General features: G+C 62.9%; 23 protein-coding genes. 15 read left to right on the forward strand and 8 right to left on the reverse strand.

Features of this window, described 5'->3' with window-relative positions:
* Positions 1–44 precede the first annotated feature (44 nt).
* The 5 genes from I6A82_RS12290 to I6A82_RS12310 all read right to left on the reverse strand — a co-directional run bounded on the left by I6A82_RS12290 (position 45) and on the right by I6A82_RS12310 (position 4676).
* Complete coding sequence (locus tag I6A82_RS12290; protein ID WP_187336627.1) at positions 45–710, reverse strand: response regulator transcription factor; 666 nt, start codon at positions 708–710, stop codon at positions 45–47.
* A 104-nt stretch (positions 711–814) separates the two neighbouring features.
* Entirely contained in the window at positions 815–1117 is a 303-nt protein-coding gene (locus I6A82_RS12295; RefSeq protein ID WP_198095107.1) for a PepSY domain-containing protein, read from the reverse strand.
* 153 nt (positions 1118–1270) lie between these two features.
* Positions 1271–3001, reverse strand: a complete 1731-nt coding sequence (locus I6A82_RS12300; protein ID WP_198095108.1) for a YadA-like family protein — start codon at positions 2999–3001, stop codon at positions 1271–1273.
* Between the two features lie 303 nt (positions 3002–3304).
* Positions 3305–4117, reverse strand: a complete 813-nt coding sequence (locus I6A82_RS12305) for an anti-sigma factor (protein ID WP_198095109.1) — start codon at positions 4115–4117, stop codon at positions 3305–3307.
* Positions 4095–4676 (reverse strand): sigma-70 family RNA polymerase sigma factor, encoded by a 582-nt coding sequence (locus I6A82_RS12310; protein ID WP_198095110.1) that lies wholly within the window; start codon positions 4674–4676, stop codon positions 4095–4097. The genes I6A82_RS12305 and I6A82_RS12310 overlap by 23 nt, the downstream gene beginning before the upstream one ends.
* 122 nt (positions 4677–4798) lie before the next feature.
* On the opposite strand from I6A82_RS12310, the gene I6A82_RS12315 reads away from it, so the two are divergent.
* From I6A82_RS12315 to I6A82_RS12365, 11 genes are all read left to right on the forward strand, one after another.
* Complete coding sequence (locus I6A82_RS12315; RefSeq protein ID WP_198095111.1) at positions 4799–6226, forward strand: FAD-binding oxidoreductase; 1428 nt, start codon at positions 4799–4801, stop codon at positions 6224–6226.
* Positions 6227–6297: 71 nt separating this feature from the next.
* On the forward strand, positions 6298–7440 hold the full coding sequence (gene wecB / locus I6A82_RS12320; protein WP_198095112.1) for a non-hydrolyzing UDP-N-acetylglucosamine 2-epimerase: 1143 nt from the start codon (positions 6298–6300) through the stop codon (positions 7438–7440).
* Between the two features lie 134 nt (positions 7441–7574).
* Positions 7575–7802, forward strand: coding sequence for a hypothetical protein (locus tag I6A82_RS12325; protein ID WP_198095113.1), 228 nt, complete (start codon positions 7575–7577; stop codon positions 7800–7802).
* A gap of 385 nt (positions 7803–8187) precedes the next feature.
* Positions 8188–9483 carry a UDP-N-acetyl-D-mannosamine dehydrogenase gene (gene wecC / locus I6A82_RS12330; RefSeq protein ID WP_198095114.1) on the forward strand — a complete coding sequence of 432 codons (1296 nt, stop codon included), beginning with the start codon at positions 8188–8190 and terminating at the stop codon, positions 9481–9483.
* 23 nt (positions 9484–9506) lie between these two features.
* Positions 9507–10508 carry a UDP-glucose 4-epimerase GalE gene (gene galE / locus I6A82_RS12335; RefSeq protein ID WP_198095115.1) on the forward strand — a complete coding sequence of 334 codons (1002 nt, stop codon included), beginning with the start codon at positions 9507–9509 and terminating at the stop codon, positions 10506–10508.
* 72 nt (positions 10509–10580) lie between these two features.
* Entirely contained in the window at positions 10581–11372 is a 792-nt protein-coding gene (locus I6A82_RS12340) for a class I mannose-6-phosphate isomerase (RefSeq protein ID WP_198095116.1), read from the forward strand.
* On the forward strand, positions 11369–12442 hold the full coding sequence (locus tag I6A82_RS12345) for a mannose-1-phosphate guanylyltransferase (protein ID WP_198095117.1): 1074 nt from the start codon (positions 11369–11371) through the stop codon (positions 12440–12442). The genes I6A82_RS12340 and I6A82_RS12345 overlap by 4 nt, the downstream gene beginning before the upstream one ends.
* A 78-nt stretch (positions 12443–12520) precedes the next feature.
* On the forward strand, positions 12521–13822 hold the full coding sequence (locus tag I6A82_RS12350; protein ID WP_198095118.1) for a UDP-glucose dehydrogenase family protein: 1302 nt from the start codon (positions 12521–12523) through the stop codon (positions 13820–13822).
* Positions 13823–14026: 204 nt separating this feature from the next.
* Entirely contained in the window at positions 14027–14584 is a 558-nt protein-coding gene (hslV, locus tag I6A82_RS12355; RefSeq protein WP_198095119.1) for an ATP-dependent protease subunit HslV, read from the forward strand.
* A 271-nt stretch (positions 14585–14855) separates the two neighbouring features.
* Positions 14856–16160, forward strand: a complete 1305-nt coding sequence (gene hslU, locus I6A82_RS12360) for an ATP-dependent protease ATPase subunit HslU (RefSeq protein WP_198095120.1) — start codon at positions 14856–14858, stop codon at positions 16158–16160.
* A gap of 56 nt (positions 16161–16216) precedes the next feature.
* Complete coding sequence (locus tag I6A82_RS12365; RefSeq protein ID WP_198095121.1) at positions 16217–17278, forward strand: phosphatase domain-containing protein; 1062 nt, start codon at positions 16217–16219, stop codon at positions 17276–17278.
* A 13-nt stretch (positions 17279–17291) separates the two neighbouring features.
* Here the strand turns inward: I6A82_RS12365 and I6A82_RS12370 are convergent, their stop codons facing one another.
* Entirely contained in the window at positions 17292–20168 is a 2877-nt protein-coding gene (locus I6A82_RS12370) for a M16 family metallopeptidase (protein ID WP_198095122.1), read from the reverse strand.
* 74 nt (positions 20169–20242) lie between these two features.
* Positions 20243–21073 (reverse strand): SDR family NAD(P)-dependent oxidoreductase, encoded by an 831-nt coding sequence (locus I6A82_RS12375; RefSeq protein ID WP_232343439.1) that lies wholly within the window; start codon positions 21071–21073, stop codon positions 20243–20245.
* A 63-nt stretch (positions 21074–21136) separates the two neighbouring features.
* Here I6A82_RS12375 and I6A82_RS12380 point away from each other — a divergent pair, with 63 nt between their 5' ends.
* Positions 21137–21721 carry a NifU family protein gene (locus I6A82_RS12380; RefSeq protein ID WP_198095123.1) on the forward strand — a complete coding sequence of 195 codons (585 nt, stop codon included), beginning with the start codon at positions 21137–21139 and terminating at the stop codon, positions 21719–21721.
* A 49-nt stretch (positions 21722–21770) separates the two neighbouring features.
* On the opposite strand, the gene I6A82_RS12385 is transcribed toward I6A82_RS12380, so the two are convergent.
* The gene (locus tag I6A82_RS12385; RefSeq protein ID WP_198095124.1) at positions 21771–22499 is read right to left on the reverse strand and encodes an SIMPL domain-containing protein; all 729 of its coding nucleotides are present in this window, start codon (positions 22497–22499) and stop codon (positions 21771–21773) included.
* Between the two features lie 170 nt (positions 22500–22669).
* Between I6A82_RS12385 and cysD the strand changes: the two genes are divergently transcribed.
* Genes cysD through I6A82_RS12400 form a run of 3 tightly spaced genes read left to right on the forward strand, consistent with a single transcriptional unit; the run spans position 22670 to position 26302 of the window.
* Complete coding sequence (cysD, locus tag I6A82_RS12390) at positions 22670–23608, forward strand: sulfate adenylyltransferase subunit CysD (protein WP_332310988.1); 939 nt, start codon at positions 22670–22672, stop codon at positions 23606–23608.
* The gene (gene cysN / locus I6A82_RS12395) at positions 23608–25548 is read left to right on the forward strand and encodes a sulfate adenylyltransferase subunit CysN (RefSeq protein WP_198095126.1); all 1941 of its coding nucleotides are present in this window, start codon (positions 23608–23610) and stop codon (positions 25546–25548) included. The genes cysD and cysN overlap by 1 nt, the downstream gene beginning before the upstream one ends.
* A complete protein-coding gene (locus I6A82_RS12400) occupies positions 25538–26302 on the forward strand; it encodes a 3'(2'),5'-bisphosphate nucleotidase CysQ (RefSeq protein ID WP_198095127.1) in 765 nt (254 codons plus the stop codon). The genes cysN and I6A82_RS12400 overlap by 11 nt, the downstream gene beginning before the upstream one ends.
* Positions 26303–26369: the final 67 nt, after the last annotated feature.

Here is a 26369-nt window from a genome sequence, read left to right on the forward strand (position 1 = left end):
TCCCTCCCCCTCGCCGCCGGAGGGATCGATAGGACGCTGCGTATTCAGGCGTCGGGATCCTCAAGGCTATAACCGAGGCCGCGGATGGTGGTGATCACCTCGGCACCCAGCTTCTTGCGGATGCGCGTGACGAACACTTCGATGGTGTTGCTGTCCCGGTCGAAATCCTGATCGTAGATATGCTCGATCAATTCGGTGCGGCTCACCACCTTGCCCTTGTGGTGCATGAGGTAGCTGAGGAGCTTATATTCCTGCGCGGTCAGCTTCACCGGCTCTCCCGCCAGCGTCACCTTGCCCGAGCGCGTGTCGAGGCGAACATCGCCCGCAGTGAGTTCAGAAGAGGCATTGCCCGACGCGCGGCGTATCAGAGCGCGCAGGCGAGCAATCAGCTCCTCGGTCTGGAAGGGTTTGGCGAGATAATCGTCCGCGCCCGCATCGAGCCCGGCCACCTTGTCGGACCAGCTGTCGCGCGCGGTGAGCACGAGGACGGGGAACTTGCGCCCCTCCTTGCGCCACCGGTCGAGCACCGTCAGCCCGTCAATTTCAGGCAGGCCGAGATCGAGGATGATTGCGTCGTAGCTTTCGGTGGAACCCATGAAATGGCCGTCTTCGCCATCGGTCGACAGATCAACAGCGTAGCCGATCCCCTCCAGCGTAGATTTGAGCTGCTGGCCAAGCGTGGGTTCGTCTTCGACGATGAGGACGCGCATTATGGTCTCCGGATTGCCTGTCTGTTCTTGCGTCGTAACGATTAGGACGTTCGGAAGTTCAGAGCAAAGGCTTTGCGCTTCTGGAAAGCAGGGCCGCCGCCGCCTCAGCGCGTCTCGACAATCTCACCGGTGCGCGCGTCGACATCGACGAAATAGACGCGGCCATCCTTCAGAAATTTCAGGCGGTAGATTTGCGCGCGCGCATCATATTCAGGCCCCAGATACTGCATCCCGCGCATCTTGGGCAGTATGCGCCGCTCGATCTCCCGGAGGCTCATAGTTTCGCCCGAGCGCAAATGATTGCGCGCACGGCTGTTGTCGTCCTGCGCATGCGCCTGCGTGACAATTGGCACGATGGGCGCGGCAGCCGCCAAGAACGCGGCGAGGAGGATCGATGAAATACGCATGATGGCTTTGCTGTAGCGTGAAGCCTTTGAATGTTTTGTGAATGCACCGCTCAGCCAGCGTTCCGTTAAGATAGCTCGCGCTGTGGATGAACATAAAGAAAAGGTCGGCGCATCGCTGCGCCGACCTCCTCATATGCTTCGTGATCGCGGGGTTTAGAAAGCGACCTGGAAGCCGCCGCGCGCCCCGACTTCGCCGCTGTCGAAGCCGACACCGAGACCCGCGGAGACCGACGCGTTTTCCGCGACGCGCGCGCTGAACGCGGTGGCCGCTGCGGCGCGGTTGTTGAAGTAACCGACACCGCCGGAGAAGGCGTAGTTCGTGCCCGGCAGAATCGCGGGTGATTCCATGGCAAGCGCCATCGCCACACCCTCGTTCGCCTTGCGGATTTCCTGACGGTTATCGTCGGTCAGGCTGAAGAGCGTCTGCACGTCGCCCTGGAGACCCTCGATCGAGCTGGTATTGGCGGCGATTGCAGAGGTGTTAGCGGCGACTGCGGATGCCGCCGCGACATTAGCGGTGCGCCCAAGCGTGCCGTTATTGTCGGTGGTTACCACCGAGATCGGGCCCGTCTGATACTGTCCGCTGGTGCCGAGGCTTGCGACCACAACCTGACCGTCATTGGTCGCGGTTGCGCCGTTGCCGATGGCGATCGAGTTCGCACCGGAGGCCACCGACTGGTTGCCCAGCGCAATCGCGCCGGAACCGGAGGCGTTGGCCGCCTCACCCGCTGCGAGCGAGCGTACGCCGCTGGCATTCGCCAGATGGCCGAGCGCCGTCGCGCGTTCGGCGGTGGCTTCTGCGCGCCAGCCATAAGCGGTGGCGGCAGTGGCCACGGCGAGCGCCTGCCCGCCGACCGCGGTGGAGGATGCGCCGGTGGCCTGCGTCGCGCGGCCCCCGTTCATGCCGCCATCGCGATTGCCGCCGATTGCAACGGCATCACCGCCGCTGGCAAAAGCCGTGTTGCCGATGGCGATGGCGTTGTTGCCGGATGCCACGGCATCCTCAGCGCCCGCGAAGCTCTGCGCGCCCGAAGCGACAGACTGGTGCCCCACGGCCGTCGCCATCGCGCCGGTTGCCTCCGCCTGCCAGCCAAGCGCCGTTGCGCCGGGCGTCGAGGCGATGCTCTGGCCGCCAAGCGCGGTCGTGCTGTTGCCCTGAGCACGCGAATCGGCGCCGAGTGCAACGGAATCCGTGCCGGTGGCAGTGGAACGAAGACCGATCGCAACGGAATTGGTGCCGGAGGCGACCGCATCTTCCGCCCCCGCAAAGCTGCGATCTCCGGAAGCCGTGGTCTGGTGGCCGACAGCAGTTGCCATTGCGCCGGTTGCGCGGGCCTGCCAACCGATCGCCGTCGATCCCGGCGTGGAAGCGATGCTCTCCCCGCCTACCGCGGTGGTCGAATTGCCGGTGGCGCTGGCGCTGTCGCCGATCGCAAGCGCGTCGATGCCGTTGGCGACGGCCAGATTGCCGATCGCAGTGGAGTTGTCCGTCTGTGCCTGCGCCGCTTCACCGATGGCGAGCGAACGAACGCCTTGAGCCGATGCGAGGTGGCCGAGAGCATGGGCGCGCTCCGCCCCGGCATTGGACTGCCAGCCGAAAGCCGTTGCGCCCGGACCGGTGGCGACGCTCTCGCCGCCGACTGCGGTCGTGGAATTGCCATTGGCAAGGGCGCCATTGCCGCATGCCAGCGCGTCACTGCCTTCGGCCGATCCGCCGGGGCTGAAGGTGTTCGTATCGTCATTGTAGACGACGCATTCCAGATCGCCATTTTCCGGCGGCATGGGAGCAGCGGTCTGGGCAGAAGCCGGCGCGGTGGCGATGACGGCGGAAAGCGCCGTCGTAGCAAACAAGGCTAGACTGGTCTTCGTGAATGCGGTTTTCATGATGATATCCCTCTGGCTAAAACGTCTCCACCCCAGAGGCCGACGAACTGCGTCGCTTAGCCCCAAGAGATTTTCGGCACATCACAGAACGGGAAAGTCGCAGAACGCAGCCTTCGCGAGGCGCCGGCAAGAAAGGGCCGGCACAAGGTAAAGACAGCAGTCTGGATACTCCTCGCACAGTGACGTCATTCATCCTACGTCAAGGAAACAACGCCGGACGCAGCGAATGTGAAAAAAGTTTTTATTATAATCCGTCGCTTAGCCGGCAGTCATTGTGCCTCATGCGGCATCCATGCGCGCGGCTTAGATGTGGGAGACGGTACCGCTTGCGACGATCGGCGTAGTGGGCGCTTCATATTGCCCCTCCCCTGCGGGTTCATAGGTAACGGCCAGCGTCGCCCCGCTGTCCAGCAGCTGCCGCAAGGTCGTCTGAAGCGCAATGGTGGTGACCTCGCCGTCGCGAACCGTGCCGCCAGAGCCGATCGTGCCCACCGCTTTTGGCGCCTGATCACCCGCGATGATCCATAGCACGGGAACCGATCCTTGCGGCGAGGCATCCGCGCCATCCGCACCAACTGCGCGGATGCGCAGCATGGATTGCCCCTGCTCCGCGCTGGCCACGAGACGTGGCCCCTGATCGCCAGTCAACTGTGCCACCAGGATGCGGTTGAGATCGGGCCCGTCTGACACAGGCGCGGTCTGCGCCGTGCGCACCGGTTCATCGGCGCTCCGCCGATCGAGCAGCTGCAGCCCGCCCAGTCCCGCGGCGAGGACCGCGAAAACGATTGCGGCGGCACGCCAGCCGGAAGCGACACCGCGCGGCGAATTTTCGTTCGCAGCGATCGGCGTAACGGGGGCAACAGACTGCGTGCCATGTTCGATGGCATTGAGCCGGGCGCGGATTTCCGGATAAAGATCCCGCGAAGGCTCGCGATTTTCGAAACCGGCGAACAGCGGCGCCAAATGCGCTTCCCATCGGCGGACTTCCGCCGCCAGCTCGGGATCGCGCGCAAGCTGTTCGAGCGCCTCGGCGCGCTCTGCCTCCGACAGCAGACCGAGAACGAGTTCAGCTGCCAGCAGCATGCGCGTCTCGTCAGTCATAGGTTGATCGATCATCCAGACATTCTCTCAAGCGTTTCAGGCCGCGCCTGATCCAGCTTTTCACGGTTCCAAGAGGCTTGTTCTCCCGGTCCGCCAATTCAGCGTAGGTCAGACCCAGGAAGAAGCTTTCCTCAATTGCCTTACGCTGGTCGTCGGTCAACGTCTCCATACAGCCGAGAATTTCCCGCCGAAGTTCGATCTGGTCCCAGTAATCGTCCTTCAACAGGCGCGCGCGGGCATCGGCATCATCGGTAGGGTCGAAAACCTTTCCCGATCGTGTACGCGCCCGTTGCCAGTCGATCGCGCTGTTGCGCGCAATGGTGGAAAGCCAGGCGAGCGCGCTGCCGCGGCCGGGATCGAAATAGCGCGCGGTAAGCGCCACCTTCACATACACGTCCTGCAATACGTCCTCAGCCGCGCCGGGATCGTTGCAGACCCTGTAACAGATGCCGAAGAGCCGCGCCCGGCTGTTACGATAGACCGATTCCAGCGCATCCCGCTCACCGGCGGCAATGCGTCCAAGCGCGCGCGCGAGGACGCCGTTCAAATCGTCCTGCGGATCTTTTTGTGTCATACACCCCCTGAAGCGGCGATCGGTCATGCCTGAAAGCACCGTCCCCTATATCGGTACCAAGCGTTCGTCCCATACCGCATACAGGGTTCGCATCGCTTTGATCAAAGGATATAAGCTTTCTCATGCACGAAAAACTTCGATCAAGCTTCTTCAGCTTATTGGGAAATAAGGGTTTCACCGACGATGCCGAGATGATGGCACCGTGGTTGACCGACTGGCGCGGGCGTTATCACGGCAAGGCTGCAGCAATGCTTTCGCCCAGCTCTACGGAGGAAGTTCAGGCTGTTGTCCGCCTGTGCAGCGAGCACGGCGTGGTTATAGTGCCACAGGGCGGCAATAGCGGAATGGTGGCAGGCGCCACGCCCGACGAAAGCGGCAATGCGGTGCTGCTCTCCCTGCGCCGAATGGACGCGATTGCGATGGACCGGATCGAAGAAGGGCTGGTTTTGTGCGAGGCGGGCGTCATCCTGCAGAACCTGCACGATGCGCTGGCGGAAGAAGGCCGCCGGTTCCCGCTGACGCTCGGCGGCAAGGGTTCGGCAACGGTGGGCGGCCTCATCTCCACCAATGCAGGAGGCACCCAGGTGCTGCGGCACGGCACCATGCGCGCTTTGGTTGCGGGCCTCGAAGCAGTGCTTCCGGATGGCTCGGTCATCGACGGCACCGCCGCTTTGAAGAAGGACAATCGCGGCTTCGATCTGCAGCAGCTGTTCATGGGCAGCGAAGGAACGCTCGGCATCGTCACCCGCGCCGTTCTGAAGACCGCACCGGCGCTAATCGATCGCTGCGCCGCCTGGATCGGCGTTTCGTCGCCCCACAGCGCCTATCGTCTGCTGCGCTTTCTGGAAGAGCGCAGCGCCGATCGTCTGGAGGGTTTCGAACTCATTCCCCATGAGACCGCTGAAGCGACGATCGCCCATCTTCCTGGCACACGCGCGCCGCTTACGAACCCTTCCGCCTGGTACGTACTCGCAGAATGGGTGCAAGACCGCGCCGATCAGGAACCGCCCCGTATCCTTGCAGAGCGCTTACTCACCGAGGGGGCAGAGCAAGGGCTGATCGAAGACGCTGTGCCCTCTGCCAATGAGGCCCAGGCAGAAACCTTTTGGCGGATCCGCGATTCGATTTCGGAAGCGGAGCGCGCCTTGGGCCCTGCATTGCAGCATGATATCAGCGTCCCGGTCGCGGCTATGCCGGACTTCATCGAGCATGCGTCCGCGCGGATCGAGAAGGATTATCCCGGCACCAAGGCGATCGCTTTCGGCCATCTTGGCGATGGAAATGTTCATTTCCACGTCCGCGCGCCGGACGGCATCGAAGCGGAGAAATGGTACCGAGACGATGGCGAGACCATCAGCGGTTCGGTTTATCAAATGGTGGTTGAAGCGGGCGGCTCGATATCTGCCGAGCATGGGATCGGCCGCGCGAAACGACAGGAACTGGCGCGGCTCACGCCCCCTGCCCGGCTGAATATGCTGGCCGCAGTCAAACGCGCACTTGATCCCAAGGGCATTATGAATCCCGGTAAAATCCTGCTCACCGCCGATTGACGTTCTCTTCAGATTTGATGGTTAAGAGGGCACATTGAAATCGAGTTTCAGGTAGTTCCAGGTCAGGCGACATGACTGAACAAACGCGCAAACATCATGTCGCGGTAATCCTCGGCACGCGGCCGGAGGCGATCAAACTGTTTCCGGTCATCGCCGCGCTGCGCGAAGAGCCGGCGCTTCGCGTAACGGTGATCGCGACCGCTCAACATCGGGAGATGCTGGACCAGGTGCTGGCCATGGCAGATATCGTGCCAGACCATGATCTTGCCGTCATGCAGCCCGGCCAATCGCTCGACTCGCTGACCGCGCGTCTGCTGGAACGTATTGGCGGGGTGCTCGACCGCGAGAAACCGGACCGGGTGATCGTACAGGGCGACACAGCCACCGCCATGGCCGGAGCTCTTGCCGCTTATTACCGCCGTATCCCAGTAGCTCATGTCGAGGCCGGTCTTCGCAGTCATAATATCTACCATCCATGGCCCGAAGAAGTGAATCGCAAGATTGTGGGGACGATCGCCGACCTCCATTTCGCGCCAACTGAAAAAGCGGCCGAAGCCTTGCGCCGCGAGAACGTTGCACAATCTGCAATTCACGTGACGGGGAACACCATCATCGATGCCTTGTTCGCGACGCGCGATCGAGTGCGGGCCAATCCCGCTCTCGCATCACGCATTCAGCCCGTGCTCGACCAATTTGACGGCCGCAAAATTCTGCTGGTCACAACCCACCGACGTGAAAATTTCGGCACGGGATTGCGGAACATCGTCGATTCGGTCGGCGTCCTAGCTAAACGGGAAGACTTGGCGTGCGTCATCCCCGTTCATCTCAATCCCAACGTTCGCGCGGTCGTTGAGGAGCGTCTTGGGGGCAATCCATCGATCGCTCTGCTCGAACCGCTCGATTACGCGAATTTCACTTGGCTGCTCGCCCATGCCGACATCGTGCTGACCGACAGCGGCGGCCTGCAGGAAGAAGCGCCCGCCTTCGACAAACCGGTTCTCGTCATGCGGGAGACGACCGAGCGGCCGGAAGGCGTGGACAATGGTACGGCCCTTCTGGTCGGTACGGACTCGCGAAAGATCGAGACGGAAGTGCATCGCTTGCTTGACGATCCAGCAGGCTACGGGGCAATGGCTTCTGCGCCGAATCCTTTTGGAAACGGCAAAGCCGCGAAACTTATTCGCGATATCGTCGTTTCCGTGATGAAAGGCTGAACTGTATTCTCAAAACATAAAACATGCAGTTCATCTTTTTTTAGCGTCGTCTGATCCAATTAGCGTTTGGCGAACCCTAGAGGCTGTGGTAATCGCGCAGCTTAAATCACGAGTTAGAAATATAAGGAGCAAATATGCGTCTTGCAAAAGTTCTCACCGCCGCCGCGGCGGTCTCCCTGGTGGCCACCCCGGCTCTCGCTCAGGCCGCTCCGTCGGTCGAGCGTATTGGCGCTTCGCAGAGCGAAGACAGCGAACTTGCTGGCGGTTCGGGCATCATCATTGCGGTTCTCGCCGCTGCTGCCGTGATCGCTGCGATTGTGATCGCCGTCGACGGTGGTGATGACGAGCCCGTTAGCCCCTGAGCTGACTCTCGCATTGAGATTTGAGAAAAGGGCGGCTTCGGCTGCCCTTTTTTTTGCTTTGCTCCTCGGGGCGATGCGGAAGCAACTGCCTCGCCACTTCTGCGAAATAGGTTGCAGCGGTCGCGGCGCTGTCTCACCTTCCTCTGACTCGCGGCCGTTGGGTCGCAGAAGCGTCATACTCTTGCGTAAGACTCGGTGAGTTCAGTTATTTGTTTTTCGCCAATGCTGTACTTTCTAAATATCAGCCGAGATGTCCGCTTCGGCCCCTATCATGCCTCTCACGTTCGGCCAGCGATAAGCTTACCGGTTTCTTTACCCAATTCCGCCATAGCCTTGCACCATATATCGGGGATGTGCCTCCCCTCATCATGATGCGGGAGCTTATATGCAGGCGGACAGTAAACCGACGGTCGCCGTCATCGGCTTGGGCTATATCGGTCTGCCGACCGCGGCGGTAATTGCCCGGTCGGGCAGCCGAGTGATCGGCGTCGATGTTTCGCAGCATGTCATCGACACGATCAACGAAGGCCGTATCCATATCGAGGAGATCGACTTGGAAGGCCTCGTTCAGGGCGTGGTCGCCCGCGGCCTGTTAAGCGCCTCCGCCTCCGTACCGGTCGCCGATGTCTTCGTGATTGCCGTTCCCACACCTTTTGATGAGAATCATGCGCCCGATATCCGCTATGTTCTGGAAGCAGCGGAAGCCATCGCGCCGCAATTGAAGCAGGGCGACACCGTCATTCTTGAGTCGACTTCACCGGTCGGCACGACCGAAACCATGCGCGATCTGCTCGCGCGCGAACGACCCGATCTCGCTATGCCCGGAACGTGCGACGGAACGGCGGACATCGCCATCGCATACTGCCCCGAACGCGTATTGCCAGGCCGCATTCTAGAAGAGCTTACCAATAATGATCGCGTGATCGGCGGCATCACGCCGCGCTGCGCGCGCAAGGCGCTGAGCTTCTATCGCCGCTTCGTACGCGGTGAATGTGTCACCACCTCATCGCGCGCGGCGGAGATGACGAAGCTGACCGAGAACGCCTATCGCGATGTCAATATCGCCTTTGCCAACGAGCTTTCGATCGTATCCGACAAACTGGGCCTGGACGTGTGGGAAGTCATTCGCCTGGCCAACCGCCATCCGCGCGTAAATATCCTATCGCCTGGGCCTGGCGTCGGCGGCCACTGCATCGCCGTCGATCCTTGGTTCATCGTACACAGCGCGCCGGAAGAAACGCCGTTGATTCGAACCGCCCGTTCGGTGAACGAGGGCAAGGTTGGGCATGTCGTCGAAAAGGCCGAGCAGATCATCGCACAGACCAACGGTCCCGTCGCCTGCCTCGGCCTCGCCTTCAAAGCGAATATCGACGATTTCCGCGAGAGCCCAGCGCTCAAAATCGCGGCGGCGCTGGCCCAGCGGCATGGCGATCGCATCCGAATCGTAGAACCCTACGCCGCCGCCCTCCCCAACGCGTTCGACGGCACCGGTGCCCGCCTGATCGACCTCGACAGCGCGATCGATGATTGCGCCGCCTTCATTGTCCTGGTGGATCACGACCTCTTTAAATCGGTGCCGCTCGACGAGCGTGCCGACAAGCGCGTCTACGACACGCGCGGTATCTGGCAAGACCAGCCCGGCGCGGACCACACACCGAGACGCCTGCGCCTAGCCAATTGAGTTAATTGATAATAGGCTAAAGTATGAACCAGAGTTTCCCCGTTCTCGTCACCGGCGGCGCCGGCTATATTGGCAGCCATACGGTGCTGGCCTTGCTCGATGCCGGATGGGAGGTCGTGGTTCTCGACAATCTCGTCACCGGCTTCGCCTGGGCGGTGGATGAGCGCGCGACCTTCGTCGAGGGCGCTGTGGAGGACATGGCGCTTACCGGGCGCGTGATCGCGGACAATGGCATCAGCGCGATCCTGCATTTCGCGGGCTCCGTCGTGGTCCCGGAATCGGTGTCGGACCCGCTCAAATATTATCGCAACAACACTGCCGCCAGCCGCGCGCTGATTGAGAGCGCCGTCACCGGGGGCGTGCGGCATTTCATCTTCTCCTCGACTGCCGCGACCTATGGCGAGCCAGAAAGCATTCCGGTGCGGGAGGACGCGCGGAAGCTGCCGATCAATCCCTATGGCCGATCCAAGCTGATGACCGAGGAGATGCTGAAGGACGTCGCGGCGGCGCATCCCATGAACTATGCGGCGCTACGCTATTTTAATGTTGCGGGCGCGGACCCGGACGGACGTTCCGGCCAATCGACCGCGGGGGCAACGCATCTGATCAAGGTCGCGGTCGAGGCAGTGACCGGCAAGCGCGATCATGTTGCAATTTTCGGCAGCGATTTCGATACCGCCGACGGCACGGGCGTGCGCGATTATATCCACGTCACCGATCTGGCCGCCGCCCATGTCGCCGCGCTGGAGGCGCTGATTGCCCGCCCGGAAGATAGCTACACGCTGAACTGCGGCTATGGTCACGGCTATTCGGTGATCGAAGTGCTCGACGCGCTAGACCGTGTCACTAACCGGCAGATCAGACGCAAGTTTGAGGCGAGACGCGCCGGCGATCCGGCAGCCCTTGTCTGCGACAACAGCGCCATCCGTTCCGCACTCGACTGGACGCCGAAGCTGGATGATCTTGACTCGATCATAGGCCATGCGCTCGCTTGGGAGCGGACATTGCAGGACCGTAAAGTTTAGTCGTTTGCACCACGCAGCCTTTGTCATCATCAGCTGTTATCCCAATCTGGTAATCGGCTGAGGATTTCCGCCATGAAGCTGCAGCGTCACTATGTCGAAAAACCGTGGGGGCGCACCGATCTGCCGCCGCCGTTCGGTGATGGCAGCGGGCGCCGGATCGGCGAAATCTGGTATGATGACGAACGCCGCGATCTGCCCATCCTCGTCAAATATCTGTTCACCAGCGAGAAGCTGTCGGTCCAAGTCCATCCCAGCGACCACCAGGCGCGCGCGCGCGGAAAGCCGAGCGGTAAGGAAGAATGCTGGTTTATTCTCCATGCCGAGCAAGGCGCGACCATAGGCGTCGGCACGCACCGGGAGCTATCTGCGGACGAACTGCGCAAGGCGACTGAATCAGGACAGATCGAGGAATTGATGGACTGGAAGCCCGTCCGGTCGGGCGACTTCTTTTATCTGAAAGCCGGCACAGTCCATGCGATCGGTGCCGGAATCAGCCTTATCGAAATTCAGCAGAATGCGGACATCACCTATCGGCTCTACGATTATGGACGGCCACGCGAACTACATCTGGACGAAGGCGTCGCGGTGGCGGATGCCCGCCCCTTCCCTGCCGAGCTTCAGCGCCATATCGACGAAAGCGAGGATCAGAGGCTAGTCGACGGGCCGAAGTTCGATTTGCAGCTTTGCGGGGCAAGCTTCTCCGGCGTGAGCAAATCAGCACCGCTCTGGATCGTTCCGCTGGCCGGCACCGTAACTTTGGAAGGTGAGGACGGCGCGCGCGGTGACTGCTTTTATACCGATTCGCTTGACCGGCTGACCGCTTCAGACGATGCCCGCATGCTCATCGCCTGGGAGCATGCATGAAGATTACCCCCCTCATCCTGTCCGGCGGATCGGGCACGCGGCTCTGGCCGCTATCCACGGCGGAGCAGCCGAAGCAATTCCTCGCGCTAACCGCCGATGAGACGATGTTTCAGCTTACCATCGCTCGTGCATCGGATCCCGCGCGGTTCGATCCGCCGATCATTGTTGCCAATGGACGCCATGCCGACCTGGTCGAGCAGCAGTTGGCAGACATGGGCGTTGAGCCCGGTGCCGTAATCCTGGAGCCCGCCGCGAAGAACACCGCGCCCGCCATCGCGCTCGCCGCGCTCGAGGCTGGCGCTGACGATACGCTTATCCTGGTGATGCCGAGCGATCACGCCATCGCCGATCCGGACGAATTTCGTACCGCCGTGGCGCAGGCGGCACCCGTTGCACGCGATGGTTGGCTCGTTACCTTTGGCATTCGGCCGAGTGGCCCGGAAACCGGTTATGGCTATATCGAGATGAACGACGTGCCGATGGGCGACAGCGGCCTAGCCACGGTCCTTCGCTTCATCGAGAAGCCGGATGAGGAACGCGCACGCTCGATGTTGCGTCAGGGCGGTTTTGTCTGGAACGCCGGGATCTTCCTGATGCGTGCAGATCGGTATCTGGCCGCGCTGGAGCAATATGAACCGGACGTCGTGTCGGCGGCGCGTCAAGCGCATGACCGCCAGACGAAGGAGGGCGCGCGCCGCCTGCCCGATGCGGACAGCTTTGCCGCCGCCCCCTCCATTTCCATCGACTATGCCGTGATGGAGCGCTCGGACACTGTGGCCGCCATGCCGCTCGATTGCGGCTGGTCCGACATCGGCAGCTGGGACGCGCTGGCCGATCAGCATCTGCCCGATCCTTCTGGCTCGGTCGTGCGCGGCAACGCTTTGGTGCATGACAGCACCAACTGCATGGTCCGAAGTGACGATGTGCGCGTCCACCTGCACGGCGTCAGCGATCTGATCGTGGTCGCCAGCGGCGGCGAAGTCGTCATCATGCCGCGCGGGACCAGCCAGAATATGCGCGCGGTCGTTGATGCCGCCCGTGAACGGGACGCGGAGACGAGCGCCAGTTGATTTCACTTCGCGCTACCGTAAAGACGCGGCAACGCAAATATCCTCCACCCCTGCGGTGCGATCGGAAGGGAAAATACGATGAAGGTCGTCATGATCGGATCGGGCTATGTCGGCCTGGTATCGGGAGCCTGTTTTGCCGATTTCGGGCATGACGTGGTCTGCGTCGACAAGGATTCAAAGAAGATCGATGCGCTCCATCAAAATGTGATGCCGATCTACGAACCCGGGCTCGATACGCTGGTGCAGCGCAATGTTGATGCCGGTCGCCTGTCCTTCACCACCAATCTGACCGAAGCGGTGTCCGGTGCGGACGCGATCTTCATCGCCGTCGGCACGCCATCGCGCCGCGGCGACGGCCATGCCGATCTGTCCTACGTCTATGCCGCCGCCGAGGAAATCGCCAAAGCTGCGGACGACAGGACCGTGATCGTCACCAAGTCCACCGTGCCCGTCGGCACCGGAGACGAGGTGGAGCGCATCTGCGCCGAGGCAGCGCCGGGCAAGACGCTCGCCGTCGTCTCCAACCCGGAATTCCTGCGCGAAGGCGCCGCCATAGAGGATTTCAAGCGGCCCGATCGCATCGTCGTGGGCAGCGAGGAAGAATGGGCGCAGGACGTGATGCGGGAGGTCTACCGCCCGCTCTACCTCAACGAATCGCCGATCCTGTTCACCAGCCGCCGCACGTCGGAGCTGATCAAATATGCCGCCAACGCCTTTCTGGCGACCAAGATCACCTTCATCAACGAGATGGCGGACCTGTGCGAAAAGGTCGGCGGCAATGTGCAGGACGTTGCCCGCGGCATCGGACTGGACAAGCGCATCGGCCCCAAATTCCTGAACGCCGGCCCCGGCTATGGCGGCAGCTGCTTCCCCAAGGACACGCTGGCCCTGCTCAAGACCGCGCAGGACAATGAAAGCCCCGTGCGCATCGTCGAGGCCGTGGTGAACGCCAATGATCTGCGCAAGCGCGCGATGGGCCGCAAGGTGATCGCCGCGATGGGCGGCGAAGCGCGGGGCAAGAAGGTCGCGCTATTCGGCCTTACCTTCAAACCCAATACCGACGACATGCGCGACGCACCGTCGATCGCCGTCGTCCAGGCGCTGACCGATGCGGGCGCGGACATCACCGCCTTCGATCCCGAAGGCATGGAAGAAGCCGCCAAGTTGCTTCCTGATGTTGTGATGACCGACGGACCCTATGAGGCCGCCTCGGGCGCCCACGCCGTCGTGATGATGACCGAATGGGACGCGTTTCGCGCGCTCGATCTGGGACGCCTTGCCAATGTCATGGCAGGCGATGCGCTGGTCGACCTGCGCAATGTCTACAATCCCGAAGACGTGGCGAAGGCCGGGCTGAGCTATTCGGGCGTGGGACGGTAAGAAAGAACTCTCGACAACTCAATCGTCATTGCGAGGCGCCCGAAGGGCAACGAAGCAATCCAGAACGGACGCAGCGCTGCGCACACTCTGGACTGCCGCACTCCGGGCTACGCCCTCCGCTCGCAATGACGATTTACTGATCGGCGGCACGGGAATTCCCTGCCCGCCTTGCCTCCCCCGCCCGCGGCTCCCATATGCCCGCGCATGACGGAAAAACTCCCAAGCTGGCACGGCACTACCATCCTGTCCGTGCGCAAGAACGGCAAGGTGGTCGTGGCCGGAGACGGCCAAGTTTCGCTCGGCCAGACGGTGATCAAGGCGAATGCCCGTAAAGTGCGCCAGCTGCATGACGGCAGCGTGATCGGCGGCTTTGCCGGTGCCACCGCCGACGCCTTTACCCTGTTCGAACGGCTCGAATCCAAGCTGGAGCGCCATGGCGGGCAGCTGATGCGTGCGGCGGTCGAGCTCGCCAAGGACTGGCGGACCGACAAATATCTACGCAATCTGGAAGCGATGATGGCCGTCGCCGACAAGGATGTGACGCTGATCCTCACTGGCAATGGCGACGTGCTGGAGCCCAATGACGGCATCGCCGCAATCGGATCGGGCGGCAATTACGCCCTCTCCGCGGCGCGCGCCCTGATGGATTATGAAGACGATGCCGAAAAGCTCGCGCGCAAGGCAATGAAGATCGCCGCCGAGGTGTGTGTCTACACCAATGAGAATGTGACGCTGGAATCGCTCGACGCGACCACGAGCTGACCGGCCCGCAACCCTTGATCTTGTCGAAGGGTGCTTTGCGATACGGACAGACGTCCTTCGACAGGCTCAGGACTTACGGAGTGGGAGGCAGGCTCAGCTTGGAACAGAATTCTGTCCTACACGAACCCATTCGGTTACGGTCTGATCGCATGACCGTCGCAGCCGCCCTCTCCACTTCTTCCAGCCCCTTCCCCGCCGTCTTCGAAAAACCCTCTCTGGACAGTGTGAACTGTGTGAAGCTGTCCGACACCCGCATGCTGATGGAAACCCCATGAAAGACACCCTCACCCCCAAAGCCATCGTCGCCGCGCTGGACGAACACATCGTCGGCCAGAAAGAGGCCAAGCGCGCGGTTGCCGTGGCGCTGCGCAATCGCTGGCGGCGCCAGCGCCTGCCCGAGGCGCTGCGCGACGAGGTGACGCCGAAGAACATCCTGATGATCGGCCCCACCGGCTGCGGCAAGACCGAGATCAGCCGCCGCCTGGCCAAGCTGGCGGACGCGCCGTTCATCAAGATCGAGGCGACCAAGTTTACCGAAGTCGGCTATGTCGGCCGCGACGTGGAGCAGATCGCACGCGACCTCGTCGAGGAAGCGGTGCGGCTGGAGCGCGAACGCCGGCGCGAGGCGGTGCGCGAGGATGCGAGCAAGGCGGCGATGGAGCGCCTGCTCGACGCGTTGACCGGCAAAGGCGCGAGCGAGGCGACACGCGAGAGCTTCCGCCAGCGCGTGACCGACAACCACATGAACGACGCAGAAGTCGAGGTGGAGGTGCAGGACAGCCCCTCCACCCCGATGGAACTGCCGGGCATGGGCGGTCAGGTCGGCATGATCGACCTCAGCGACATGATGGGCAAGGCGTTCGGCCAGAAACGGACCAAGAAGCGCAAGATGCGTGTTGCCGATGCCTGGGACAAGCTGGTCGAGGAAGAGAGCGACAAGCGCCTCGACAGCGACGATGTGGCGCGCGCCGCGATTGCGGATGCGGAAGCGAACGGCATCGTCTTCCTGGATGAGATCGACAAGATCGCCGTGAACGAGGGCCGCCAGGGCGCATCGGTCAGCCGCGAAGGCGTGCAGCGCGATCTGCTGCCGCTGATCGAAGGTACTACGGTGGCGACGAAATACGGGCCGATGAAGACGGACCATGTGCTGTTCATCGCCAGCGGCGCGTTCCACGTCTCCAAGCCCAGCGACATGCTGCCCGAGTTGCAGGGCCGCCTGCCGATCCGCGTCGAGCTCAGCGCGCTGACGGAGGAAGACTTCGTGCGCATCCTTACCGAGACCAAGGCGAACCTGCCGACGCAATATGTCGCCCTACTTGGTACCGAAGAGGTGAAGCTGCAGTTCAGCGACGATGCGATCGCGTCCGTTGCGCGGTTCGCGGCGCAGGTGAACGAGAGTGTGGAGAATATTGGCGCGCGGCGGCTGCAGACGATCATGGAAAAGCTGCTCGACGACATCAGCTTCGAGGCGGAGGACCGCGGCGGCGAGACCATCGCCATCGACGCGGCCTATGTCGAGAGCCAGCTCGAGGAGATCGCGAAGGACACGGACCTTAGCAAGTACGTGTTGTAAGGCGGCATCGGCGCGGCGCGCTTGCCTTGCGCGCGGCGCTATGCCAGCCGCAGGCCATGCCGCTTCGCCTTTTCGCCCGCCGTCGCCCCGTCGGAATCGCCGCTTATAACGGCTTTCGCAACGAGGAGGCCATGGAATTGACGGTGCGCGTGCTGCGCCAGCCGCCGCAACCGCGTGCTGATCCCTCTCGGCCAGCCAAGTTCCTGTATATGTTGCGGCTTTATGCCAGCCACGAAGTGCCCGGCGTGCGTGTGCGGCTGCGCTTCGGCGATCTGACGGCGGAAAGCGTGAGCGACGATGAGGGCTTCGCACGGTTCGAGCTGCGCCTGCCCTCCTCGCGCCCGCTGCCCGAGCATGCGGATTGGGAAAGCTGCACGCTCGACATGCCCGATGTAGAAGGTGCGGAGCCGGTGGAGGCCGCGATCCTGGCGCCCGGCACCGACAACCGCATCGCCGTCATCTCGGACATCGACGATACGATCATCGAAACAGGCGCGCACCGCTTTACCCGCAACTGGCGCCGCCTGATCCTGCAGATGCCGGAGGACCGCAAGGCCGTCACCGGCGCCAGCGACTTCTACGCGGAACTGGGCGGCGTGCGCCCCCAAGGCGGAACACGCCGCCCGTTCTTCTATGTCTCGTCCAGCCCCTGGAACCTCTACGGCTTCCTGATGCGCTTCATTCAGCTGCAGAAGCTGCCCGAGGGGCCGATGCTGCTGCGTGACTGGAGCCTCAGCCTGAAGACGCTCGGCAAATCGAGCCACGGTGCCCACAAGCGCGCCTCGATCGCGCACATTCTGGGCTTCTACCCGTCGCTGCGCTTCGTGCTGATCGGCGACGATACGCAGGGCGATGCCGAGGCCTATGCCGACGCGGTCTCGCTCTACCCAGGCCGGGTGGAGGCGGTGCTGATTCGCACCACGTCGACATTGGCCATGGGCCCGCGCAAAAGCGCGGCGATCGAGCGCATCCGCGCAAGCGGCGTCGCGGTGTGGATCGGCGATGGCTTCGACGTAGGCCAAAAGATGCTGGAGACGCTGCGTATCGACAGGACAGGCGACACCGCACGGCTGATCGATCCGGCAGACGAGGCGTCAAAGCAAGCGGCGGAGGCCTGAGCCACCGCCCTGCTCAGCCCCCGCTCTTGGCAGGCAGCACCTTTAGAACGAAGCCCTGCCCGGGCTTCAGATACTGCGCGGCCAAGGCCTGTATCTCGACCGGCGTGACATTTGTGTAATCGCTGAGCAGACTGCGCAGCCGCTGAATTTTCTGCGGATCGCGCGTGGCGCCCTCCAGCTGGTCCATCCAGAAGGTGTTGCCGGAGCTTGCCCGCAGGATGAGCTGACGGATCGGTTCGACCGCCCGTTGCAGTTCGTCCGCCGGCACCGGATTGGCGGCAAGATCCGCCGCAATCTCACGCGACAGTTTCAGGAACAGGTCGACATTGCCAGGCTCGACCTGGCTAGCGGCAACCAAATAGCCGCCGCTGTCAAAGCCGGTCGGCCAGTTGCTGGACACGAACGGACTGTAGCTCTTGGCCTGCTCAGCCCGAAAGCGCTCGAACAGCCGATCCTGAAAAATCTCGGCGAGCACATCGAGCTGGCGGCTCTGCGTCACCTTCGCCTCGCCGCCGCTGGTTTCCCAGGCGATGGCGACGGCGGCCTGATTGGCCGGGCCCTGATGCGTTTCGGTCACCGTTTCGCCCGCTTTGGCAAAGCGATGGACCAGACCGTCCGGCGCAAGGGCTTCCGCCTCGCGCGGCTTCAACGCACCGAAGCTCGCCTCCAGCGCAGCGATCGCTTCCGGTCGCTGGAAATCACCGAACAGCAGCACCTCGATCGGCCCTGCCGCCAGCTGCGGCGCCCAGGTCTCCTTGAACTTTTCCGGCGTCAATGACGCCGCGGTTTTTCCATCCGGCACCAGATAACGATGATCTTTGCCGCTGAGCAGCCAAGTGAGATCGCGCTGGAGGACCGAGGAAGCGGAGGTTTCATAGCTGGGATAGCCGACCGCGACCGCCGCCTTGGCGCGCTCCACCGGTGCCGGTGCCCAGCGCGGATCGGCGAGCTTGGCGGCGAGGAGCTGCAGCTGCCCGGCCATGTCCTGAGGACGCGTCTCGGCGGACAGTTCGAACGCATCGTCGTCGATATCGAAGGCAATGCCGATTCGGCGGCCATTGGCCAGCTTGTCGAGCGCCTCACGGTCGAGATCACCGACGCCGGAATCGATCAGCGCAGCCGGGCCGGACCAGACCGGTGCGTCGCCGTCGGGGGAAAAGGCCTGATAGCCCTTGCCGAAGCGCACCAGTACGCGGACCGTATCGCTCTCGGCCGGCGTCTGGCGAAGCAGCACGGTGACGCCGTTCGACAGCGTCAACTGCTCCATATCGAGCTGCGGAAGCGGCGTCGTGCTGACAACCGTGCCGGGAGACCCCAGCTTCGGCAAGGCATCGAAGCCTAGCGCTCCTTGAGTAATGCGCGCGCCGCTATCGGCCGTCACCGGCGTGGAGAGCGCCGCGGCCAGTGCGGGCGCGCCGCCCTCGATCGGCGTCGGGGAAGCCATCAGAATGCGCGTATTCACGCCATCGAATTGCGCCTTGGTGGACGCAAGGATGGCAGCAGGCGTAATCTTTCCCTGCATGCTCTGAAAGATGTCCAGCGCGGTTTGCGGAGCGGCCACGCTTTCGCGGATATCGACCGCATTGACGATATCGTCCGCCTGATTGGCAGCGCTTTCATAGGGATATTTTTCCAGCGATGAGCGGAACTGCGTGCCGACAAATTCGATCTCGCGGTCGATATCTTCCTGAGACGGCGGCGAAGCCTCGGCATCGGCAATCACCGAACGCACGTCTTCCAACGCCTTTTTCCAATCCGTTCCCAGCGGCACGACCTGCACCGATGTAACATTGGCAGAGCGGCTGATGTCGTCGCTGTTGATCGAGGCTTGCAGAAAGCTGCCGCCTGCGCGGGCCTTGGCCTCCAGCCGGCGGTTGATGATCAACCGCGCAATCAGATCGGTCATCAGCCCCTGATTATAGGCGATGGTGTCTTGCTTCAGGCGCCATGGCCGTTCGGTCAGAATGCTGATGGTGGCCGGAAGGGTCGGGTCCACCACCACGTCTGCAGTCGCACCGCCAGTCGTCGGATCGCCGAAATCGGGCGCGGGCACGGCTTTGCCATTGCCCTTCCAGTCCGCGAAATATTGCTTGATGAGCGCCTCATAAGTCGCCGGATCACCATCGCCCGCCATCACGATCACTGTATTTTCGGGCCGGTACCAACGGTCGTGAAACGCCTGCAGCTTATCTGGCGACGCGTTTTGCAGGGAGGCTACGGTGCCGATCGGTGCGCGATCCGCAAGGCGCTGCCCCTGGAAAAACAACTTGCGAGTGGCATCGCTCAATTTCAGCGAGGCACCATCATTCTCGCGCAGCTCCGCCTGCACGATCTGCTTCTCCGCGCCCACGGACTGGGCGTTGATACGCGGATCGCGAATCATGCCGGAGAGAATCTGCATACTTTCGCCCAGCACGCCCGGGTTCGCATTGGGCAGATCGAGCTGATAAACGGTCTGCGTCGGCGTGGTGCTCGCATTGCTGTCCGAGCCGAAGAACACGCCGAAGCGCTGCCAGATGCGCTTGGCTTCGCCGTCCGGAACATGGGTGGAGCCGCGAAAGGTGAGATGCTCCAGCAGATGCGCATATCCCAGCTCATCGTCACGCTCATGCAGCGATCCGGCATCGACACGGATACGGATGGAGGCCTGATCCGGCGGCACGCCATTATGCTTCACGGCATAGCGCAGGCCGTTGTCCAGTTCGCCGAAGGTCCAGCTCTCATCGACCGGGATTTCGCTGTTTTCATACAGCCAAGGCCGCTCCTGCGACGCGGGCACCGCCTCTACTGTCGAAGCGACGGGCACGGTCGTCTGCGCCTGTAGCGCGACCGGCATCAGCGTGGTGGACAGAAGGATGGCGAGCGCGGTCTTGCGCAGCGTGGATGTCATAAGCGAAGCTTTAGACATGGCTCGCCTTGCTGGCCAGTGAACATGCCCCAGCGGCATTGCGGCTTTTCAGGGGATTAGCGCTCGTCCATCCGCTTCGCATAGCCTTCGCGAACCATGCGATCCATCAAGTCGAACACCTGGTCCGGGCTCTCTGCCCGCATAGCGGGGAGGCCCGCTTCCATGCCGTCGGCAATCACGATTTCCCGCTCGCCCTTATTTAGCGCCTCCAGGATGCGCTGCGCCACCGCCGATGGCTCAAGCCCCTGATCGATGGCCTTGTCGCTGACGCCCCGGCGCGATCCGTCTCCCGCCAGCGCGTTGCGCGAGACATCGGTGCGCACCGATCCGGGCGCAACGGTCAGCAGATGCAGGCCGTGCTGTGCGCATTCGGCCCGCAACGCATCGCCATAGCCGACGAGGCCGTGTTTTGCCGCGCAATAGGCGGTGCGCATCGGCACGCCGACTTTGCCCGCCACGCTGGAGATGTTGACGATCCAACTTGCTTCCCGCTCCAGCAAATGGGGCAGAAGCGCCTGCGTCAGTGCAATGGGGGCCACAAGGTCTACCTCGACGATCCGCCGATAGACGGCGAAATCGGTATCGACCGCGAGGGAACGCTGCGAGATCCCCGCATTATTAATCAGTCCGTCGATCGCGCCGGTAAAGCCGACAGCATCCTGAACCCTCTCCGCCAGCGCTTCATAATCGGTGGTCTCGAACGGCAGCACCAGGCACTTTTCCGGGCCGATTTCGTCCGCCAGCGCGCTAAGTGCGTCCTCGCGGCGGCCCGAGAGCACGAGCTGCGCGCCCACCTTGCCGAACGCGCGGGCCAAAGCCTCGCCGATGCCGGACGAGGCACCGGTGATCCAGATCGTCTTGCCTTCGAACATGCGCTGCCCTTTCATTGCTTCATCACCCCTTGCCGCGATGGGTTGAAGCATCGGACAATCGGGACCAAATGGGAAGCCATGCTGATCGAAACCGAAACCACGCCCAATCCTGCGACGCTCAAATTCCTCCCCGGCCGAACGGTCATGGAGGCGGGCACGCGCGACTTCGCCGATCCGGAGGAGGCAGAGGCCTCCCCGCTCGCCGATGCCCTGTTCGGGCTTGGCGATGTGACCGGCGTGTTCTTCGGCAGCGACTTCATCTCCGTCACCGCCGCGCCCGGCACCGACTGGACGGTGCTTCGCCCGGAAGTCCTCGCCACCCTGCTCGACCATTATTCGGGTGGCATGCCGCTGTTCAAACCCAGCGCCGGCAACGGCATCGCCGTGCCGCCGGAGGAAGACGAACTTCCGCTCGACGATCCCGCCGACGAGGAGATCGTGGAGCAGATCAAGGAATTGATCGACACCCGCGTGCGCCCCGCCGTGGCAGGTGACGGCGGCGATATCGTTTACCGCGGCTTCCAGCGCGGCGTCGTCTACCTACGCATGCAAGGTGCCTGCGCGGGCTGCCCCTCGTCCACCGCGACGCTGAAAATGGGGATCGAGCAGCTTCTGAAACATTATGTTCCGGAAGTGACCGAGGTGCGCGCCGCGGGCGCCTGACCCGGGCCTCAAGCGTGCGGGGAAGGCAGCGCCCTCCCCGCTCTCAAAACTACTGCACCATCGCGAATTCGAAGTTCACGGTTACGTTGGTGCCGATCTCGCCCGGCTGGACAGGTGCCTTCGCTTCGGCCGACACCATTCGCTTGGCCATCGGGCGCGGCGGTTGCGGATAATTGCCGCCACCATCGACCGATTCCGAAACCGTCAGCAGTCGCACGTCCGAATAGCCGAAATTGCGGGCATATTCGCGCGCCTGCGCCATGGCATGTTCGACCGCGCGTTGGCGCGCCTCGGCCTTTACCGCAACGTCGTCGTCGATGAAGAAATTGGGGCCGCTCAGGTTGTTCGATCCGGCCTGCACCACCTGATCGAGCAGCTCACCCAGCCGATCGATATCGCGCACCGTTACGGTAACGTTGTTCGACACCTGATAGCCGGTGAAGCGCGGCGGCTGGTTCTGCTGATAATCATATTGCGCGTTCAGATTGATGCCGCTGGTCTGGATGTCCTTGTCCGCAACGCCCAGCTTCTTGATCCGCTCGATCAGCGCGGACATCTGCGCGCTGTTCTGGCGCAGCGCTTCGGTTGCGGTGGGAGCCTGGGTGGTCACGCCGGTGCTGAACGATGCCGCATCGGGCGCGCTGCGCACCTCCTCGGTGACGCTGAGCGAAACGACCGGCGCCTGCGCGGCAACCTGCACCTCTGCCGCCATGAGTGCCTGGGGCGCGGTTCCCGCCATCATGGCAAGGCCGGCGAGAGCATATCGAACAGTCTTCATGTGGGTCTCCCTTAACTGCTAAGTCGACGGCGAACGGGCCACATCCCGGCTCGTTCCGAATGTGAGTGCCGCTGTGGCACCCGCTTCGAAGCAAATCTTGGGGGTAGCCAAGTGAAGCCCGGTTGAACGCCTAGCCGCCTATCCGTACCTCCAATCCCGAACCCCGTTTCATAACAGCGACCAACCGAGCGACTGCGAACATGACCGCCGAGCCCCTGACCCATCTCCAGCGCCTGGAGGCCGAAAGCATCGCGATCATGCGCGAAGCGGTGGCCGAGGCGGAAAACCCCGTGATGCTCTATTCGGTGGGCAAGGACAGCGCAGTCATGCTGCATCTGGCGCGCAAGGCCTTCTTCCCAGCGCCGCCGCCCTTCCCGCTCCTCCATGTGGACACCACCTGGAAATTCCAGGCGATGTATGCGCTGCGCGAAAAAGCCGCACGCGAGGCGGGGATGGAGCTGATCGTCCACCAGAACCCCGAGGCAATCGAGCGCGGGATCAACCCCTTCGATCACGGTCCGCTGCACACCGAAATGTGGAAAACCGACGGGCTGAAACAGGCCCTGGACAAGCACGGTTTCGATGTCGCCTTCGGCGGCGCGCGGCGCGATGAGGAAAAAGCGCGGGCCAAGGAACGCGTCTTCTCCTTCCGCGCGGCGCGGCACCGCTGGGACCCGAAAGCGCAGCGTCCGGAGCTCTGGCACCTCTACAATATCCGCAAGAGCAAGGGCGAGTCGATCCGCGCCTTTCCGCTCTCCAACTGGACCGAACTGGACATCTGGCAATATATCCAGCTGGAGGGGATCGAGATCGTGCCGCTCTATTTCGCCGCGCCGCGCCCTACCGTGGAGCGTGACGGCCTGCTCCTCATGGTCGACGACGATCGCTTCCCGTTGACGGACGGCGAGGAGCCGGTGATGCGTTCGGTGCGCTTCCGCACGCTCGGCTGCTACCCGCTCACCGGCGCGGTGGAGAGCGAGGCCGCTGATTTGAACGCCGTGATCCGCGAGATGCTGCTCACCACCACCAGCGAGCGCCAGGGCCGCGCGATCGACCGCGAGGCGGGGGATGCCAGCATGGAGAAGAAGAAGCAGGAGGGCTATTTCTGATGGCCGATGCCGATCCCATCTACCGCACCGACGCGCTGATCGCGGAGGACATCGAGGCCTATCTCGAAACCCATCGCCGCAAATCGATGCTGCGGTTCATTACCTGCGGCAGCGTGGACGACGGCAAATCGACGCTGATCGGGCGCCTGCTCTACGATTCCAAGATGATCTTCGAAGATCAGCTTGCCTCGCTGGAGGCCGATTCCAAGCGCTTCGGCACGCAAGGGGGGCAGATCGATTTCGCACTCCTCGTCGACGGGCTCGCCGCCGAGCGCGAGCAGGGCATCACCATCGACGTCGCCTACCGCTTCTTCGCAACCGAGAAACGCAAGTTCATCGTCGCGGATACGCCGGGGCATGAGCAATATACGCGCAATATGGTGACGGGCGCATCGACGGCGGACCTTGCCGTTATCCTGATCGATGCGCGCAAGGGCGTGCTGACGCAGACGCGCCGCCACAGCTATCTTGCGCATCTCATCGGCATCCGGAACATCGTGCTGGCGGTGAACAAGATGGACCTGGTCGATTATGACGAGGCGCGCTTCCGGGAAATCGTGGCCGATTACCGCATCTTTGCGGACAGCATCGGGATCGAGGATTTCACCGCGATCCCGCTTTCCGGCCTTGCGGGCGACAATATCGCTGAAGCCAGCGAGCGGACGCCCTGGTATGACGGCCCCGCGCTAATCGAGCATCTGGAGACGGTGGAGCTGCCGCGGCTCGATAATCAGGCCAAGCCGCTGCGCATGCCGGTGCAGATGGTAAGCCGCCCGGACCTCGATTTCCGCGGCTTCGCCGGGCAGATCGCGAGCGGCGTTGTGCGTCCCGGCGATGCTATCCGCGTGCTGCCGTCCGGCAAGACCTCCACCATCGCGCGTATCGTCACGATGGACGGCGATCTGGAAGAGGCCGTTGCAGGCCAGTCTGTTACCCTGACCTTCGCGGACGAGATCGACTGCTCGCGCGGCGATGTCATCGCCGCCGCGGACGATCCGCCGCAGGCCGCCGACCAGTTCGAGGCGACGATCGTCTGGATGGGCGATCAGCCGATGGTGCCGGGGCGCGGCTACTGGCTGAAGCTGGGCACGCGCACGGTTTCCGCCACGGTTCAGGCGCCGAAATATCAGATCGACGTCAACGATATGACGAAGCTCGCCGCGCGGACACTAGAATTGAACGCGATCGGCGTGGCTGAGGTCACCACCGGCAGCGAGCTGGTGTTCGAACCCTATAAGAGCGAAGACGGCAGCCCCAATGCCCCGCTCGGCGGTTTCATCCTGATCGACAAGATGACGAATGCCACGGTCGGCGCCGGAATGTTGAACTTCGCGCTTCGCCGCGCGCTCAACATCCACCGCCAGGACACCATCGTCACCCGCGACGGACGGGCCGCGATGAAGCATCAGCGCGCGGCCGTGCTATGGTTCACCGGGCTCTCGGGATCGGGCAAGTCGACCATCGCCAATCTGGTGGAGCAGCGTCTGGCCGCACGCGGGCATCACAGCTTCCTGCTCGACGGCGACAATGTCCGCCATGGCCTCAATAAGGATCTGGGCTTCACCGATGCCGACCGGATCGAGAATATCCGGCGCGTGGGCGAAGTCTCCCGGTTGATGACCGATGCGGGGCTGATCGTACTGACCGCCTTCATCTCCCCCTTCCGGGCCGAGCGCGAACTGGTGCGCTCGATGATGGAACCGGGCGAATTCGTCGAAATCTTCGTGGACACACCGCTGGAGGTTGCCGAGGAACGCGATGTGAAGGGCCTTTACAAGAAGGCACGGTCCGGAAAGCTCGCCAATTTCACCGGGATCGACAGTCCTTATGAAAGGCCGGAAAACCCTGAAATCCATATCGATACCACGAAGATCAGCCCCGAAGACGCCGCCGATCTGATCGTCGATCGCGTGGCGGGGGGTTGGGCCTATGCCATCTGATCCGTTGGCCCGTCGCGATGATGCCGCGCTTGCTGCCGAGATCGCGGCAATTGCAGGCGATTATTTGTGCTCGCTTCGCGACCGGCAGGAGCTGATCGGCAAGGCGCTGGGCGCAGCGGGCGATGAGGGGGCGAACCAGCGCATCATCGAGATGCTTCGCCGGGAGCGGCCGGATGACGCCATCCTTTCGGAAGAGTGCGCCGATGTCGGCCACCGCGCGAGTGCGCGCCGCGTCTGGATCGTCGATCCGCTCGACGGGACGCGCGAATATGGCGAGGGCCGGGATGACTGGGCGGTGCATGTCGCGCTGGCGCTGGACGGCATTGCCGCCATCGGCGCCGTCGCGCTGCCATCGCTCGGAACTGTAATGCGCAGCGATGAGCCGTCCCCCCTTCCCGCCGCCGGCAATCCGCTGCGGATGGTGGTAAGCCGGACACGGCCGGCCAAGGAAGCGGTGGCGGTGGCCGAAGCGCTCGGCGCGGTGCTGGTCCCCATGGGTTCGGCCGGGGCGAAGGCGATGGCCGTGGTGCGCGGACAGGCGGATATCTATCTGCACAGCGGCGGGCAGTATGAATGGGACAATGCAGCGCCTGTGGCCGTGGCATCCGCATTCGGACTTTACTGCGCACGGCTCGATGGATCGCCGATGCGCTATAACAGCGCCGACCCGTCGCTCGGTGATTTTCTGATATGCCGGGCAGAACTGGCCGATCTGGTGAACGATGCGATGGAGAAGACCACGCCGCACTCTTGAACTTCATGGCTTGCGTGCCACCTGTGGTCCGCCATATCCGGTGCCTTCAAGACCAGACAGGGATAAG

Source organism: Novosphingopyxis sp. YJ-S2-01 (genome assembly GCF_016093175.1).
Taxonomy (GTDB): Bacteria; Pseudomonadota; Alphaproteobacteria; order Sphingomonadales; family Sphingomonadaceae; genus Novosphingopyxis; species Novosphingopyxis iocasae.